Raw genomic sequence first — 15,613 nt, 5'->3', positions numbered from 1 at the left:
GTCCTCGTTTCTTCCGTGTCGTCAGCGCACGGCCAGCTTCTTCACCCACTGGTAGAGGGCGACGACCAGGCCGACGAAGAGGAGCATGCCGATCAGCTCAGCGGCGCCCTGGAAGTTCTTGCCGACCACAGCGAGCGGTTCGTCATCACCGGTGGCGGCAACAATCGCGGCAAACAGCACCCCGAAGAGGCTTTCACCCACGATCAGGCCGGTGGCCAGCAAGGTGCCGAAGCGCTTGGTGCGCTCCGGGTTGGCGGTGCGAGTGGCCCATCGGTCGTAGAAAAGTCCGGCGATGGCGCCCAGCGGGATCACCAGGGTGAGGCTGATGGGCAGGTACATGCCCATGCCGACCGCCAGGGGCGGGAGTCGGAAGCGATTCTTGCTCGCGCGTCCCATGACCTCGTCAACGATCACGACCGCGACCCCGATGAGGGCGCCCAGGCCCAGAAGGCCCCAGTTGAGGTCGCCGCCGAAGACGCCCTTGGCAAGCGAGGAGAGCAAGGCTGCCTGCGGGGCCGCCAGGGCATTCTCGGTGGCATTTGGCGCGCCGGCGAAGCCGAAGCTGGTGTTGAGCAGCTGCAGGACCGGCGGGATCACGATGGAGCCGAAGATGACACCGATCACCAGCGCAACCTGCTGCTTCCACGGGGTGGCGCCAACGAGCTGGCCGGTCTTCAGGTCCTGCAGGTTGTCGTTGGAGATGGTGGCGACGCCGAAGACGACGGCTGAGGTGAACAGTGTGTAGGCGATGAGCGGCGACACCTGGTCGGTGCTCTGAGCGCCATGGACCGCCTTGATGAGCAGGGCTGCGGTGATGACCACGATGATGCCCACACCCGAGATGGGGCTGTTGGACGCGCCGATGAGACCGGCCATGTAACCACACACGCCCGCCACCGCCAGGCCGATGAGCAGGACGAAGAGGATGCTGATGAGCACCATGCCCCAGGCATTGTGGCCGATGGCGGTGTCCTTGACGAAGAGCCAGAGCAGGACCCCGATGGGCGCTGGGCGTTGGAGGCCAGCGCCTCCTTGATGCCTCGGGCAATGGGGCCGATGATCTTGAGCAGCGTCCAGATGGCGGCGACCGCCATGGCCCCCGCGCCGATGAAGCGGACCTCGGAGGAGAAGATCGTCCACACGCTGTCGGGCAGGGAGCCCTCGATGCGGCCCGCGGTACGCATCGGGAGCAGCACGGCGAAGGAGATGACGAGGCCGACGAGCATGGCGATGCCGACCGTGATGCCCACCAGGTGACCCACACCGATCAGGGCCAGGGAGAGGCTGCCCGCGAGGACGGTGCCGCCGCTGCCGCCGCGGAAGACGCGCTCGACGGATCCGGCGACCAGCTTCATCGCGGCGAGCAGCGAGAGCGCCGCTGAGGAGAGGCCGCCGGCGAGGATGATCCACAGACCGCGCTTGTTCTCCTCAGCGCCCTCGGAACTGTCACCCACACGCAGGACCTCTGCGGCGGCAACACCCTCGGGGTAGGGCAGGTCAGAGCCTGTGACCAGAGCGCGGCGCAACGGGATGGAGTACATCACGCCGAGGATTCCGCCCAGGGCGGTGACCGCAGCGGTCTGCCAGTAGGGGAACCCGGCCCACCAGCCGATCATCACCAGACCGGGGAGGACGAAGATGATCGCTGACAGGGTGCCTGCTGCGGAGGCGATCGTCTGGACGATGTTGTTCTCCACGATCGAGTGGTCGCGGAAGTAGCGCAGGATCGCCATCGAGATGACGGCGGCGGGGATGGAGGTGGCGGATGTCAGGCCAACCTTGAGGCCCAGGTACACATTCGCGGCAGTGAAGACCAGGGTGATGAGTCCACCGACGAGGACGCCACGGAGCGTGAGCTCGCGCACGCCCGAAGGGCGGGGGCAACATTGTGGGACACGGGAGTGGTTCCTTGTGTAAGGATCCGGGCCTCGATGGCCCGAAATGCTCCCCCACCCTACGCCCGGCGTGTCGCATCGACCACATCGAGCACTCCTAGGTGGCCATCGCGGCCAGCCGGCCGCGAAGGTGTCGGAGTTCGGGTCCATCCGGGCAAAGGGCAATGGCTGCTTTGTACGCTTCGCGTGCTGCACTGATCTGTCCTTCACGCCACAACAGTTCGGCCCGAACGGCGTGCACACGATGGTGGCCGGGGAGCTGATCAGCCGCAGCTTGCAGGACCCGAAGGCCCTGCAGAGGTCCCGACAGTTCGGCGACAGCCACCGCATGGTTGAGTCGGACGACCGGTGAGCCTGTCAGTTCTTCGAGCCGTTGGTAGGCGCGAACGATCGCCGCCCAGTCGGTGTCGGCCGCAGTAGCGGCGGTGGCGTGGAAGGCAGCGATCAGCGCTTGCAAGCGACGCTCCTCGGCAAATCCCGTAGTGGGTTCGATCCTCCGCAGGATCGCTACCCCGCTGTCGATCTCATCCCTATGCCATCGGCTGCGATCCTGGTCGGCAAGCCGCACAAGGCCACCGTCAGCATCGGCGCGCGCCTCACGTCGGGCGTGCTGCAAGGTCACCAACGCGCACAGCGCGTCGAAAACCGGCGTACCCGGAACCAACTCCGAGGCCAGGCGGGCCAGGCGGGCGGTATCGCCAGCAGCTGACACTGCCACGACGTCGGCGCCTTCTCGTGGGGCGTAGGCAGCAGTGAACGCCAGATAGATGGCCCGCGCGACATCGTCGGTACGCTCGGGAAGCGCCTCGGCCGCAGGCACGGCGAAGGCAGCACCGATGTCCCGAAGCCGCTTCTTGGCCCGCGTCACACGAGCCGCCATGGTGGGCGTTGGCACCATGAACAGCGCCGCAATGTCGGCCGTGGGGACGCCCAGGACAAATCGCAGGGACAGCGCTGGTCGTGCCTCGGGTGCCAGAGCGGGGTGAGCGGCCAAGAAGAGCAGCGGAAGCCGATCATCAACCTGGCCGCCCGGCCCGAGTTCGGGCTGAGGCCGGCCCTCGACGTGCGATGCCACCAGATGGACCTTTCCCGCAGCAGTCGCTTCCCGACGCAGCACATCCAGAAGACGCCGACTCGCGACGTGGGCGAGCCAGCCGGCCGGGCTGGTCGGCACCCCCATCCTCACCCACTGGTCGACCGCACTCGCCACGGCTTCGGCCAGACAGTCCTCGGCCAGATCGGGACGCCCGTGACGGCGGATGAGTGCGCCGAGCAGGCGGCCCCAGTCCTCGCGCACGACCTGCTCGAGAGCCTCGTGCGCGAGGACGGCGGCGGAGCCCTGCGGCATGCGACGCCTACCGCTCAGACATCGATCGTCGGAACGATCTGCATGTCATAGCGCGGCAATGCCCGCAGCAACTCCACGAGAGTGTCCAGATCGGGTGCCTCCACCAGGTAGAAACCACCCAGGCCCTCCAGAGCCTCGGCAAAGGGCCCCTCGGTGAGCGACACCTTGCCCTCACGCGTACGCATGACCGCCGCCGACGAAGGAGCATCGAGCGCCTCCCCGGCCAGAATCTGAACTCCTTCGCGGGCCGTGCACGCCGCATCGAAATCTCCGAAGCGCTGCATCAGCTCGCCTTGCTCGTCCGAGCTCATGTCACCCCAGGGCTTCTCGTCACCGTCGCCGATCAGCATGACCAGGTACTTCATCATTTGCTCCTTCCTCTGGTGAATGACAGCGCATGCCGTCACCATGATGTCGCGCCGCCAGGGCAAGAATCGACAGCTCCGCTCCCAACTTCTTGACAACCCTGGTCCGAGTACACCTCACCCCAGGGTTCCAGGGGCACCCCGGCCACGGCCCCCACGGTTACCGCCACCGCGACTGTGAGCTCCACCGCTACCGCTACGGTGACCCCAACCCCAGACAGCCTGATGGAGTACGCGCCCAGTGGAGGGGTGGGTGAGTTGCAGCAACATGCCGTCAGCCTGGACGTGGGCATCGAACACCACGCTGGGACGCAGGTGCCACAAGGCAACAAGTAACCTCGCCTGAGCCTGGGGAGCGGTCTCCGCCACCGTCACCACGCCACGGGCAGGCCAATAGCGTCTGACCTGCTTGCCTGGCCCTGAAACCCTGCTTGTAGAGCGCGATCCACTCGCGGGTGGGCAGGACGGCGATCCGCTGTTCCAATCCCACGATGACCCCTGGTCCCATCCGGTACCTCGCTGACCGGTAGGCCCAGCATGTCAGACCCATCCCTCGACGGTGTGCCAAGTCCGGCCATGCGATCACGCAGGTTCCCCGGCTCGAGAGATCTTCATCGGCTTGGGCCAGGTTCTGTGCCAGGTCGCACGAGAAGAGCCCTTCCGGAGTGTCTCAGGAAGGGCTCTTCTCAGCACATTACACCTTGTCAGGTGCCTATTCTGTTGCAGTCGGGCTGACAGGATTTGAACCTGCGACCCCTTGGAGGATCCGGTCGATTTCCGGTCTCCGCAGATCGTCTCGGGAACTCGCGGATTCCCTTGTGTTTACAGGGAACCGGGGCGGTTCGCTTGGTCCGAGTGTACCCGGTCGGTAGCGATCCGTGGGGGGTGATCTGGATGAGTTCCTGATGGGTCGAACCTCAGGACCGAACCAAGAACGCGTCGCTGTGAAGCGCCCTCGGTATCAGCGATGAGGCGGCAGGTCTTGCGGTCGTCGCGGACAGCGGGACGCGACCCAGCCCGTCGGCGCGTCGTCTTCAGTGATGCCACCGTCATCGTTGGGAGTGTCGCAGGTCTCCCCGGAGGTGACCCAAACGCTTTCGCTTCAAGATGTTCGGGTGAAGCTCACGGCTGTGATGATGACGAGCTGTCTCCGACGGTGGGTCATGGGTAAGTCACCCGTGGGTGTGGGCCGCACGCCTTGGGGACGTCCGCGGTCGAGGAGCCGATGCGCTTACGGCGACGTCGCTGGGGCACCCGTAGGCCTTCCTCGCGCCATAGCCGCTGGATCTTCTTGTGGTTGACCTGCCAGCCCTCGCCGCGGGCGTCGTGGTACGCGCGCCGGTAGCCCCAGCGGGGGTGCTTCTCCGCGTAACCGCGCAGCCATTCACGCAAGGCGGCGTCGGGGTCGGCGACGGTATCGGCCTTGAGGGTGCGCCGGTAGGCGGACCTGGATAGCCCGGTCAGCCGGCACGCCATCCGCTCGCTCACCCGCATCTTCGCGATGAGGTGAGCGACGGCGGCGCGCCTCCTGCCCGGGCCTAGAAGTTTCCCTCTGCCAGCTCCTTCAGCGCCGCCTTCTCCAGCTCTGCTTCAGCGAGCAGACGCTTGAGGGTGGCGTTCTGCTTCTCGAGCTCCTTGAGGCGCTTGGCGTCGTCGGCCTTGAGCCCGCCGTACTGGTTGCGCCACCGGTAGTACGTCTGTTCCGACGCGCCCAGCTCGCGGCACACCGCCGCGACGTCCGCGCCATCGGCCAGCATCCGGTCGGCCTGTCCGAGCTTGCGCACGACCTGCTCAGGCGTGTGCCGCTTCCTCGTGTTCGTCATGATGAGACCAGTCTTCCTGCCCGCAGCAGCGAGCATCAAGACGACTCACACAACGACTGGACCTACATCACGGGGTCAGCCCAGAGCAGAAAGCTGAGGCGCGACGCTTGTTCGCCAGCGGAACGACCCGTCGCGAGCTGATGGAGATGTACGGAGTGAGCGAGTCGACGATCAGGCGAGTGTTGCGCCGTCGGTGATCAACGGTAACTACTCCTCGGAAGGCTCAACGGTCGCGAAGCCGTTGCTCTCCGGACGGGGCGCACGATTCCCAGGCTACCGAGTGCGACCGGGCTGTCCGCGAAGAAAAGACCCGGTACCCATCAAGAAGCCAGCTCGCGATCTGCCAGCCGAAATTCAGGCACGCGATGAGCAGGCCGAGCACAACAATAGCGAGGGTAAGAACCCCCACTACGCACCGGCCCCATACTGGCTGACACGTTCCCGCCAGGCCTTGATCCGGTCCAGCTCGACCTGCATCTCGTCCGCGGTCGGAGGCACGTAGTTGCTCTCTTCGCTCTTGTCGTGACGCCTGGCCCACTTGGAGGTTGCTCCGTAACCGGACTGGAAGTCGGTGTTGTCCGCGTCCGTGATCTTCGCGGCGATGCGGAACATTTTCGGCTGGACATTAGTCGTGCCGCGATCGACGAGCTTGAAGGCGACCTCGCTGCGCACGATGCGTTCCCAAGTCTCAGAGAGCTTGCCTGCCCACTCACAGGTGGCGCGCTCGTAGTCGTCGGCGTTCATATCAGCCTGGTTCTTCTTGAGCCGATCCAGGTCCGCCTGCAAGTCGCCGATGCGCTGCTTGGCGTCCTTCGCCTTCCACGGGTAGCCGTCAATGACTCGACCCGGCTTGCGCGCACCATTGCGCTCAATCGCTCGCTCGGTGAGTTTCACACCAAGTTCATCGCTGGCCTTAACGATCTCGCCGAGGAACATCAGGTCGTGGGTGAAGACGATGACCTGCCGGTCGTTCGCGATCTCGACGATGCGCCGCGCCACCTTCTCGCGACGCTCGTGGTCGAGCGAGGACATTGGGTCATCTAGTATCACTGCCGACTTTGTGTCATCGAACTCGACCTCGGTGAAGAAGCCCGCGAGGCCCGCGGCGGTCTGCTCTCCTTCGCTGAGTACCGCCTTCGGGGAACTGCTCGAGGCGCCGAGGAGCGCAGGCTTGTGGCGGAGCTTGCCCTTCGGCGAGCCTTGATCACCGAGCACCACATGCTCGAGCTTGAGTCGCTCCGATTCCCGGACGAAATGATCCTTCACCCGGTCGGTGACGTAGGTGCGCGCCAGGTTGCCGCTCACGACGGAGATCGGCTGCGTCGTGACAGTGGACTGAATCTTCTTGAGGGCGGCGTGATAATTGAGCCGCTCGACCTCCTTCTCGATCTCAGACCGCGCACCTGCGATCGCCATCTGGCCTTCAAGCTCGGCGAGCTTCGCCTTGCAGTCCGCGAGGGTGCGGGCAAAGGCGACCTCATCGATGGCGTTGGCCTTGGCCTTGAGGTCGGTCGCGCGCTGGCGGAGGTCGTCGAGATCGACAGCAACCAGGTCGATCCACCCTTCCTCAGACTCACCGCGCAGACGCTCGCCAATGCGGGTCTTGGCCCGCTTTGCCGTTTCGAGCGCGGCGGTCAACGAATCAGCGAACACCTTGTCTTCGGTCGCGAGGAAGCCGATTGCCTCTGTGGTCTCTTCGTTGGTGACGTCAAGTGTTTTCAGGTCTTCGATTGCACCTTTGAAAGCGTCCTCTGCGGCCGTGGCACGTTTTGCTACGTCGTTGTGAACGAATTGGTGGAAGCGCTGCAAGCGCTCTGCTGCATCGGTCTGGAGCGGTTGCTGGCAGAACACACAGACTTGCCCATCCCCGGTCACCGGGAAGTCATGGCCTGGGTACGCCTCGGCCACAGAGTAGTTCTCCGCGGCCTGCCAGAGCGCGCGCCATGTGCTGCTGCCCACACCAGCGAGTGGTTCGTCCGCAAACGAGGTCTTGGACGCCTCGGTGGCAGCAGAACGAAGCGTCGTCGCTGCGGTCTGCATGGCGAGCAGCTCATCGCCACGGGCTGGCGACAGTTGTGTGCCGACTGTCTCCAAGTGATCGGCCAAAGCTTCGACCCGTGTGGCGGCGGAAAGCAAACGTTGCTTCTCCTTCGCAGGATCGGTCGTCTTGAGACGGGCTTCCTCTTTCACCAGCTCGGCATGCGCCACCTTGGGTTCGGCGGGAAGGGCAAGCGCTTTGTCACTTTCCTGCTGTGTCGTGGTCGCCGAAAGAGACTTCAGGAAAGCGTCGGCCGCTGTTCCGGGTGGAACGGCCGGCCGCACAAACGCTATGGCTTCGTTGGCCTTGATCATCACATCGATCGCGGCGCGCACGGCGTCCACTTGGACAATCAGCTCATCGAGCAAGGTGAGCACCGAGGGTCGGTACGCAAGCTCGGTATCGCGGTCGAGATAATCGTTGCCACAAGCTTCGTCGTAGAAGTGCGCCTGGTTCAGCGCCGGTTCCAGGAGACCCGGCCATGCCTCAGAAATCACGGCATCACCGAGCGAGTAGGTTATCTGCGCGGATTGCGTTCCGGTCGACGACGCGAAGGCGTCCGGTAAAATCTCCTCATGGTGCCGAGCGCCGACTACGCTTTTGACGAGTCGGGCGTAGCCTGACTTTCCACTGCCGTTGTCACCGTAGATGACGGTGACGCCTGTTGCTCCGAACGTCAGCGTTTGATCGTCGAGAAGCGCATTGACGAACTTCAGTTCGCCGATGCTCCCTAACTGTACGGTGTTCCCTCCCGCAGTCCCGGTCGGCAGGTCGGCGGCGGCGAGCTCCGGCGTCTCCAGCGTGACCTTCTTCTCGACGATCGCCTGCGCGACCGAGGCGATGTAGGCGTCATCGACAGCCTCACCGCGGGCGATCCGCTTGAGAAGGTTGCGCTGCCAGGAGGGTCGCCCTTTTACCCATTCGAGGATGTCTTGCTCAATGGACGCCATGAGGAGATCTCCCGAACGAGCTGAGGCGCGAATGGCTGGCGATCTGGCATGGTTTGAGAAGGTGGTTACGCACTGTATGTGTGGCTTGCAAGACCCGGCTAAGGGGTTCTTCCGACCTGAGTGGATAGACCGAAATCATGCCGCGCCTCCGTCGCCACGTTGGGCTCCGCCGTGGAGCAGCGGATCTGCCCGTCCTGACTTCGTTGAGCTCTCATTGCCCTCGATCCCGAGCGCCCGCTCCAGGTTTGCGTGGAGCGACACCAACACCGCCGAGCCTTCAGCGCTCGGCGTTGATCGGTCGTTCTCAACTAGCCAATTCGCGACCGCCACTTTAGACGGAGCCTTTATCCCGACTCTCTTGATCCAGTCGTACATCCACTTAGCAGCCGAAGCGCCCGTCTCTGCTGCGATCGGTGGCACTTCTGGAAGATCGCTTGCAGCGACTCCTGGATTGCACTCCGGAAGCAGCGCCGAGATCGCAGCCCTGTAGGCGTCCGGCTCGAGGGCGTTCTCGATCCCCGGCAATCCCAGCTCAGCGATCAGGCTCTCTGGCACGCCTGCATCTGTGAGGGCAGTCTTCAGCTTCGCCCCGCCATCATCACCGTCGACGAGGTATGCGACGTGAGCAGCCTCGAGGTCGAGTTTTGGCAGGAAGTCGTTTGGGACTTCGGACAGTCCTGGCGCCACTTGGTAGGGCAGATCCGTCCGTCCAGTTGCGGAGCGTATCAGCGTAGGTAGGAGGATCATCTCGGTGGCGCCCTCGGCCAGGACGACGTAGCGAGCGGGTGTGAAGGCGGCGGCCGCTGCACCCATCGCAAGCATAAGAGGCGAGTAGCCTGCTGCACCTTGCCAGAAGCTGTTCTTCACGTCGCTCACTTGGAAGTTGTCGTGGCGCGGTACGACAACACGAATCCCAGTGCCAAGGTCGGGCGGAAGGCACGCAGGGCTGTGGGTCGTGTAGATGACCTTGATCGCGTGTTCCTGCGTGACGAACATGTTGACCAGATCCGCTTGCGCATCGATGTGGAGATGGTTCTCTGCCTCGTCGATGAGCAAGATCGGCGCACGTTCCGAACCGTGAACCTTCAGGAAGGCGATCAGAGCGACGAACATTCGGAGGCCGGCACTGCGCTCGTCGAAGACTGTGATGTTGTCGCCGTCCTCCATGAGTTCGATGCGAAGCTGATCACCGTCAAGCTCGAAGTGGACAGCCAGCTTCGACTGTTTCCACGCTTCGTCGAAGATGGCGTCCATTCGGCTGTTGGCCTGGACGATCGCCGTTCGTCGACGCGCGATGTCTCCTGTTCGAACGAACTGGAGGAGCTCTGCGAGGTCGAGTGACGCGGTGCCCGCAAGGTTCGCAAGTGCGACTGGGGTGTCGTTGATCAGCGCGTCGTCGAACGTGTAAGCGGATTGAATTGAGCGAGCGGCCTCGTCGAAGAGGATGAAGTCCGGCGTGCGCCTCCAGATGCGGTCGCGAGCGGCTGGAGCGGGGTCTTCTCGCTCAGACCACGCGATGATCGCATCGAAGGCCGCATGCAACGGCTCCGCATCGACGTCGTCAGCAAGCGTGACACCCCGGAGGGATTGCGCAGCCTGAACTACTTCGGCAGGAAGATCACTTCCGACCTCCGCGACGGCAGCCTCGACAGCCTCGACCACGGAGCTGAGCTCCGCCCGGTAATCATGCGGATCGTCAGACCCCGGATCGGCATACGTAGTGTTCGGATCGATCCAGTCATCAAGCTCTTCTTTGGCGGCTGCTGCCTTAAGAGTGTCGAGTGCATCTTGGAGTGGCCGCACGGGCTTTCGAGGCGCTGGAAGCAGGTCGACGATGAGCTTCTCTCCGGAAGCGGAGCGTGCAACGTAGGCGCGAGTAGGATGCTCGTGCAAGTCGAGATCCGCAAGGGCAGTGCAATCTTCCTCCTCCACGATGTAGTCGAAGGTCGTCACACGGGTCTGATCGGTTACTTCGGTAGCTCGCGAACGCTGAGGTACCGGCACGGCGGTCTCGCCATCGACGTGAGCGAGCGCCTTGAGCAGGGTGGTCTTGCCTGCCTCATTCGGCCCCACGATAGCGATGACCTTCGCATCCAAGTTGATCTTGGAATCGACGATCCGGCCGTAGCCCTGGACGTGAGCAGAGATGAGCCTCATAGCCTCCAAGCCCCCGGTACCGCCCGCGCGTAGTCGTGAATGCCGATGGCTTCGAAGTGGCGTTTGGCGGACTTGATCTTGGCGAGTTCGGTTGGGCGCAGCTTCGAGTCGTCGAGCGTGCTCTTCGTCTCGCGGATCATGTAGATCCGGTCTTCGCCGTCCTCCTGCTTGATGATTGCCCAGTCGGGGTTGTATGGGCCGACGGGGGTGTCGATCTTGAACTTGTTGGGCAGCTTCATGAACAGCTTGATGTCCTCGCGGGAGTCGAGCAGTTCCGCGAACTGGCGCTCGACGTCCGAGTCGAAGACGACGTAGTCGAAGTCGGTCTTCTGGGTGTGCTGCACCTTGTACATCTGGTCGAGGAAGCGTTCCTTCTCCTCCTCGCCGTCCCGCTGCAACTCGCGCAGTTCGTAGACCGAGCCTGCGATCCGCTCGTACTGGATGCCGTCGACCACGATCTTCGCCAGCTCGCTCTGGAGGGCGCGCTTGGTCATCGCGATGAAGTCGTTCGGGTTGCCGATGAACTCGCTCAGCCGGCCACTGCCGATCAGGATGTCGACAATGGTCTTGCGGGTAAGGGAAGTGGCTTCCTGCAGCTCCGTGATGATGTCGGGCAGGTCGTAGCTGCCCTTGAGATTCGCCGAGCGGGTGCCGAGCTCCTCGCCCTTTGCGCCGCCTCGCAGCACCTTGACTCCGGCACGGGTCACCTGGATGCGCAGCGCATCGATGTGCGGCGCTTCCCGGATCGTGCGGACAGCCTTCTCGATTAGCTGGTCGCGACCAACCTTGACGTGGTAGGTGGTTTTCTGGCTGATCGTCTCCCAGAACTCCTCGAACTCCGGGTTCGAGTAGAGCTGCTTGTTGGGCACGCGCGGCTGGCGCTTGCTGGCCGGCTTGACGTACTTGACGATGTTGGCGCGTTCGACCAGCTCGATGATGATCGACTCAGCCCAGACGAAGTCGACCGGCAGGCCGAGGTCGAAGCCGAGCTGGTTCGGCTGGAACTTCGAGGTGACCGCGCCGTCCTTGTCGATGAAGCCCTTGTCCTTGAGGTGCTCCCACACGAGGACGGATCGCTGGTAGCCGAACTGGTCGTCGGAGAGCGCACCGTTCTCGCCTTGCAGCGGGATCTTCGAGAACTCGGCCCGGCGCACCCGGCCGATCTCGACGCCGGCGTCCTTGTACTCACGCTGGAGCGTGTCCGCGAACTTCGTGTACGACTCGTTCGCAACGACCGTCAGCGTCGCGACGCCCCGGTCAGCCACGCGGGCGTAGCCGTCAGCGGTCTTGGCGACGGGGAGGCGCAGACCACGGCCGAGGGTCTGACGGCGCTCGGTCTCAGCGCCCATTTCGCGCAGGGTGCAGATCTGGAAGACGTTCGGGTTGTCCCAGCCCTCGCGCAGGGCAGAGTGGCTGAAGATGAACCGCACGGGCTCGTTCTCGTCCAGCAATCGAGCCTTGTCTTGCATGATCAGTTCGTAGGCGTCGTCATCGGCCTTGGTGGTGCCGGACGAGTCTTGGAAGGTGGTTGTCTTGCCGCGCTTGATCTGTGAGAAATAGGCCCGGCGCAGCTCGCTCGGTGCCTGCGGCAGCAGCTCCTGGTAGCGCGTAGACTTCGCACGTTCCTCTACCAAGATCTCGTCGAACCACTGCACGAAGTCGCCGCTCGCGTCGTCGTTGTTCGTGCCGTCGCCCAGATAACTGGCGACCTTGTCGACGAAGAAGAGGCTGAGCACCTTGATGCCCTTGGCGCGGAGCATCGATTCCTTGCGCAGGTGCTCGCGGATGGTCTCGCGGATCATCTCCTTGTAGATCGCGCCGGCCGAGGCACCGATGCTCTCGCCCTCGTACAGGAACCCGTGGGTGGTGAGGTCGACGTAGGCGGGCTCGATGCTCATCTCGTTTATGCGCCAGCCCTCGTAGATCGGGTTGTTCGTCAGGCGCGTATCCGATAGCTCCTGGTGCTGCTTCACGCTCACGACCCGACGCTCAAGGGAGCCATCGGCTTTGCGGCAGGACAGCTCCAGCCGGGCCGACCACGACGGCTCACGCCGCACCTCAACCAGCTTGATATACGGCGTCGCATCGGCGCCCTGCTGGGCCACCTCTGCCACAACGATCTGCTTCACCAGACCGAGATCGTGGGCGTCGACCGGGTCGAGCCGGTAGACGACGTTGCGCTGCCTCTTGTGCGTCGCGCTGTAGCGCAGCGTGAAGACCGGGTCGAGTTCGCCGACCGCCGACTGCGAGAGCTGCGACTCCATGTTCTGCGGCTCGTCCATGATGACGACCGGGTGGGTCGCTTTCAGGTAGTCAATGGGCCGCAACCCGTTGAGCTTGTCACGGGTCTGGTGGATGATGCGGGTGTTCGCGTTGCCACGGATGGAGTCGATCGTCATGATGAGGATCTGCACGTTCGTCGAACTCGCGAACGATTGCACCTCTTCGGCGTTCTTGCCGCTGTAGATCGAGGCATCAAAGGTGATGCCCTCCGGCTTGTAGAGGCTCTCGAAGTGCTCGCGCATGAGCCGGATGCTCGTGCTGACACCCTCGCGAATCGCCACGCTGGGCACGAGGATCACAAACTTCGTGAAGTTGTACCGGACAGCCAGGTCGAAGATCGTGCGCAGGTAGACGTAGGTCTTACCCGTGCCGGTCTCCATCTCGATATCGAAGTCGAGACCTGATTCGGTGGTTGAGCCTGTCGAAACCAGTGCCGGCGCCACCTCAAGGCCGTTGCGATCCTGCACTCGCTGCAGGTTCGCGAGGATCAGGTCCCGGTCAAGCACGAGGCTGTTGCCGACCGCGCCGACCTCCTGCGTGAGGTCGATGTCGAGCGCAGCCTGATCTGAGTCGGGCAACACCGCTGCGCCGCGCAAGGTCGTGACCAGCTTCTCGGCATCCTTCGGCTGCCCGTCGAACAGGTCAACCACGGACGCGATCGCATCCAGCTGATACGGCTGACTGGCATCGAACTTGAACCCGCTACTCATCACGCCGTCCAGAGCTCGATGCCCTTGCTCTTCGCGAGCTGGGCCAGGTTGGTCTTGAGTTCGTCATCGCCCTGGAAGGCGTCCTCGAGCACGATGATCCGCGTCGGAGACTCATCCACGAGCGCGCGGAGCTGCTCGAGTGTCGGCTTGACGTGCTCGTTCAGGTACGCCAACACGGCGATGTCGCCGTCACGGTCACGAACGAGACGGACATCGAGGCCACCGATCTCGGCAGGCGCAATGTCTTCAGTCAGCGAGTAGCCCTGCTTGAGCAGAATCTCGGTGAGTAGATCATCGGCAGTCGCGTCATCGGTCGCACTGTCACGAAGGCTCAACAGGTGCTGCTGCAGCGCGTCCTCCTCGACATCGCTCGACAGCCGCCACTTGGCGAAGTTCGTGTCAGCTAGCGTGTACGCGCGGAATCCAAAGTCCGTCGGTCCGGTCGTATCGAGGCGACCCTCCATCTTCGCATTCGCACGGTCGGCGACCGCGCGAATGCGTGCCGCCGCAACGTCCGCGATCGTCGCGAAGCCTGCTTTCCGCCCTTCCGAGTTCTCCGCAAGCGGCTCAGGGAGCTGCACCTGGATGAAGCGTCGCGACCCTCCATCGTCGGCGTTCAACTCCATAACCGCTTGCGCAGTGGTCGCCGAACCGGCGAAAAAGTCGAGGACTATCGCATCCTTGCTTGATGCGGCCTCCACCAGCACTTTGATCAGGCTCACGGGCTTCGGGTAGTCGAACCACTTGGAATCGAGCCCCAGTCGCTCGATGTCCGTGGAGCCTTCGTTCGTGGTGATATCGGTTACGATATCCTTCAGCGCTGCCGAGTCGACGTCCCGGACTTTTGTGTAAACCTTCCAACCGCTCGGAGTCTCTAGAAATGCCAGATTGTGAGACTCGGTCTCTACTTTGCGCGTGCTCCAGCGAAATGCGTGGTAGAGATTGGTGCCATTATTATTCCGCTTTGGTGAAATCTTGACGAATCCCGGGTGGAGGTGCGCGTCGGACACAGGCGCCGTCTTTACGGCCCGAGTTTCGGGGTTGTAGTAGATGTCAAAGACAAGGTTGGGGCGCGTGACTTCGTTGAATGCAGAGTTGGTGTTATACAGCTCGTTCTTGAGCACGTAAGGTCCGTGTTCATCCCGCTCGACCGTGTAGTTGAAACCCTTGTAGACCGTTGGCATCAGAGCTTTGAGTTGGCTCCCAGAAGATCGGAACTCCCCAGCTTCATCACCTCGACGGGCATAGCAGAGGATGTATTCCTTGGTTCCAGCCGCACCGCTTGCCGAGATCTGACGGCCCTTCAAATTGCTAACCCAGACAAATGTGTTCAGGTAGTTCGTTTCCCCGAACACCAAGTCCATCAGCTTCTTCAGGTTGTCGTACTCGTGGTCGTCGATGGATACGAAGATGACCCCATCATCAGTGAGCAGGTTCCGCGCGAGCTTGAGGCGCGGGTACATCATGTTGAGCCAGTTGGAGTGGTAGCGCCCCTCGGTCTCGGCATTGGTCGAAACCTTCTTGCCGTCCTCGTTGACCTGGCGGGTCCATTCGAGGTAGGTGTCGAGGCCTTCTTTGTAGTTGTCCGGGTAGACGAAGTCCTTGCCGGTGTTGTACGGAGGGTCGATGTAGATCATCTTGATCTTTGCGTGGTAGTGCTTCTGCAGAATCTTGAGCACTTCGAGGTTGTCGCCCTCGATGAAGACGTTCTTCGTCGTGTCCCAGTCCTTCGAGTTCTCGAAGTCGGGCTTCAGCGTCGCCGTGGTCGGCTCCTGCGCGGCGCGGAGGGCTCGCTTCTTGCCGGGCCAGAACAGCCCGAACCGCTCGCTGCTGTCGGCTACGTCGCCGTCAAGGAGTTCCTTGAGCTTCTCGACATCCACCTTGCCGTCGGCGACGGCCTCGGGAATCAGATCGGCAAGCTGCGCTGCCAGCTCGGTCTGGAAGTTCGGTGTAGTGGATGGTGTTTCGTAGATCTCGTCAGTCATTCGCGTGATTCTCTTTCATGCTTTTAACAATTTGTGTCGGGTTCGTGAATGACCCGTGG

Annotated in this window: 7 protein-coding genes and 2 pseudogenes; 1 reads left to right on the top strand and 8 read right to left on the bottom strand. The window is 63.0% G+C overall.

What is annotated here, in order from left to right; translation table 11 throughout:
* Positions 1 to 21: 21 nt before the first annotated feature.
* From M3G03_RS11940 to M3G03_RS11925, 4 genes and pseudogenes are all read right to left on the bottom strand, one after another.
* A pseudogene (locus M3G03_RS11940) lies at positions 22 to 2,045 on the bottom strand (OPT family oligopeptide transporter).
* Positions 1,993 to 3,243, bottom strand: coding sequence for an RNA polymerase sigma factor (locus M3G03_RS11935; RefSeq protein ID WP_259810250.1), 1,251 nt, complete (start codon positions 3,241 to 3,243; stop codon positions 1,993 to 1,995). Before M3G03_RS11935 ends, M3G03_RS11940 begins: the two are co-directional and overlap by 53 nt.
* Before the next feature lie 14 nt (positions 3,244 to 3,257).
* Positions 3,258 to 3,608: a YciI family protein gene (locus M3G03_RS11930; RefSeq protein WP_259810249.1), complete on the bottom strand. Its 351-nt coding sequence runs from the start codon at positions 3,606 to 3,608 to the stop codon at positions 3,258 to 3,260.
* Positions 3,609 to 4,790: 1,182 nt separating this feature from the next.
* Positions 4,791 to 5,431, bottom strand: a pseudogene (locus tag M3G03_RS11925) (transposase); the annotation flags it as partial.
* A gap of 56 nt (positions 5,432 to 5,487) precedes the next feature.
* Between M3G03_RS11925 and M3G03_RS12975 the strand changes: the two are divergent.
* On the top strand, positions 5,488 to 5,628 hold the full coding sequence (locus M3G03_RS12975) for a helix-turn-helix domain-containing protein (protein WP_396121958.1): 141 nt from the start codon (positions 5,488 to 5,490) through the stop codon (positions 5,626 to 5,628).
* A 211-nt stretch (positions 5,629 to 5,839) separates the two neighbouring features.
* On the opposite strand, the gene M3G03_RS11920 is transcribed toward M3G03_RS12975, so the two are convergent.
* The 4 genes from M3G03_RS11920 to M3G03_RS11905 form a co-directional block, all read right to left on the bottom strand.
* Positions 5,840 to 8,419 (bottom strand): AAA family ATPase, encoded by a 2,580-nt coding sequence (locus M3G03_RS11920; protein WP_259810247.1) that lies wholly within the window; start codon positions 8,417 to 8,419, stop codon positions 5,840 to 5,842.
* A 135-nt stretch (positions 8,420 to 8,554) separates the two neighbouring features.
* Positions 8,555 to 10,576, bottom strand: a complete 2,022-nt coding sequence (locus M3G03_RS11915) for an AAA family ATPase (protein WP_259810244.1) — start codon at positions 10,574 to 10,576, stop codon at positions 8,555 to 8,557.
* Positions 10,573 to 13,569, bottom strand: a complete 2,997-nt coding sequence (locus tag M3G03_RS11910; RefSeq protein WP_259810242.1) for a DEAD/DEAH box helicase family protein — start codon at positions 13,567 to 13,569, stop codon at positions 10,573 to 10,575. The genes M3G03_RS11915 and M3G03_RS11910 overlap by 4 nt, the downstream gene beginning before the upstream one ends.
* On the bottom strand, positions 13,569 to 15,554 hold the full coding sequence (locus M3G03_RS11905) for a site-specific DNA-methyltransferase (RefSeq protein WP_259810240.1): 1,986 nt from the start codon (positions 15,552 to 15,554) through the stop codon (positions 13,569 to 13,571). The genes M3G03_RS11910 and M3G03_RS11905 overlap by 1 nt, the downstream gene beginning before the upstream one ends.
* Positions 15,555 to 15,613: the final 59 nt, after the last annotated feature.

The organism is Aestuariimicrobium sp. p3-SID1156 (assembly GCF_025144225.1).
Lineage (GTDB): Bacteria > Actinomycetota > Actinomycetes > Propionibacteriales > Propionibacteriaceae > Aestuariimicrobium.
This window is presented reverse-complemented; position numbering and strand designations above follow the sequence as displayed.

What these genes read in the sequence shown, in the direction of transcription:
- M3G03_RS11930 (WP_259810249.1), bottom strand. Translation starts at nt 3,608, where the DNA reads ATGAAGTACCTGGTCATGCTGATCGGCGACGGTGACGAGAAGCCCTGG.
- M3G03_RS11915 (WP_259810244.1), bottom strand. Translation starts at nt 10,576, where the DNA reads ATGAGGCTCATCTCTGCTCACGTCCAGGGCTACGGCCGGATCGTCGAT.
- M3G03_RS11920 (WP_259810247.1), bottom strand. Translation starts at nt 8,419, where the DNA reads ATGGCGTCCATTGAGCAAGACATCCTCGAATGGGTAAAAGGGCGACCC.
- M3G03_RS11905 (WP_259810240.1), bottom strand. Translation starts at nt 15,554, where the DNA reads ATGACTGACGAGATCTACGAAACACCATCCACTACACCGAACTTCCAG.
- M3G03_RS11935 (WP_259810250.1), bottom strand. Translation starts at nt 3,243, where the DNA reads ATGCCGCAGGGCTCCGCCGCCGTCCTCGCGCACGAGGCTCTCGAGCAG.
- M3G03_RS11910 (WP_259810242.1), bottom strand. Translation starts at nt 13,569, where the DNA reads ATGAGTAGCGGGTTCAAGTTCGATGCCAGTCAGCCGTATCAGCTGGAT.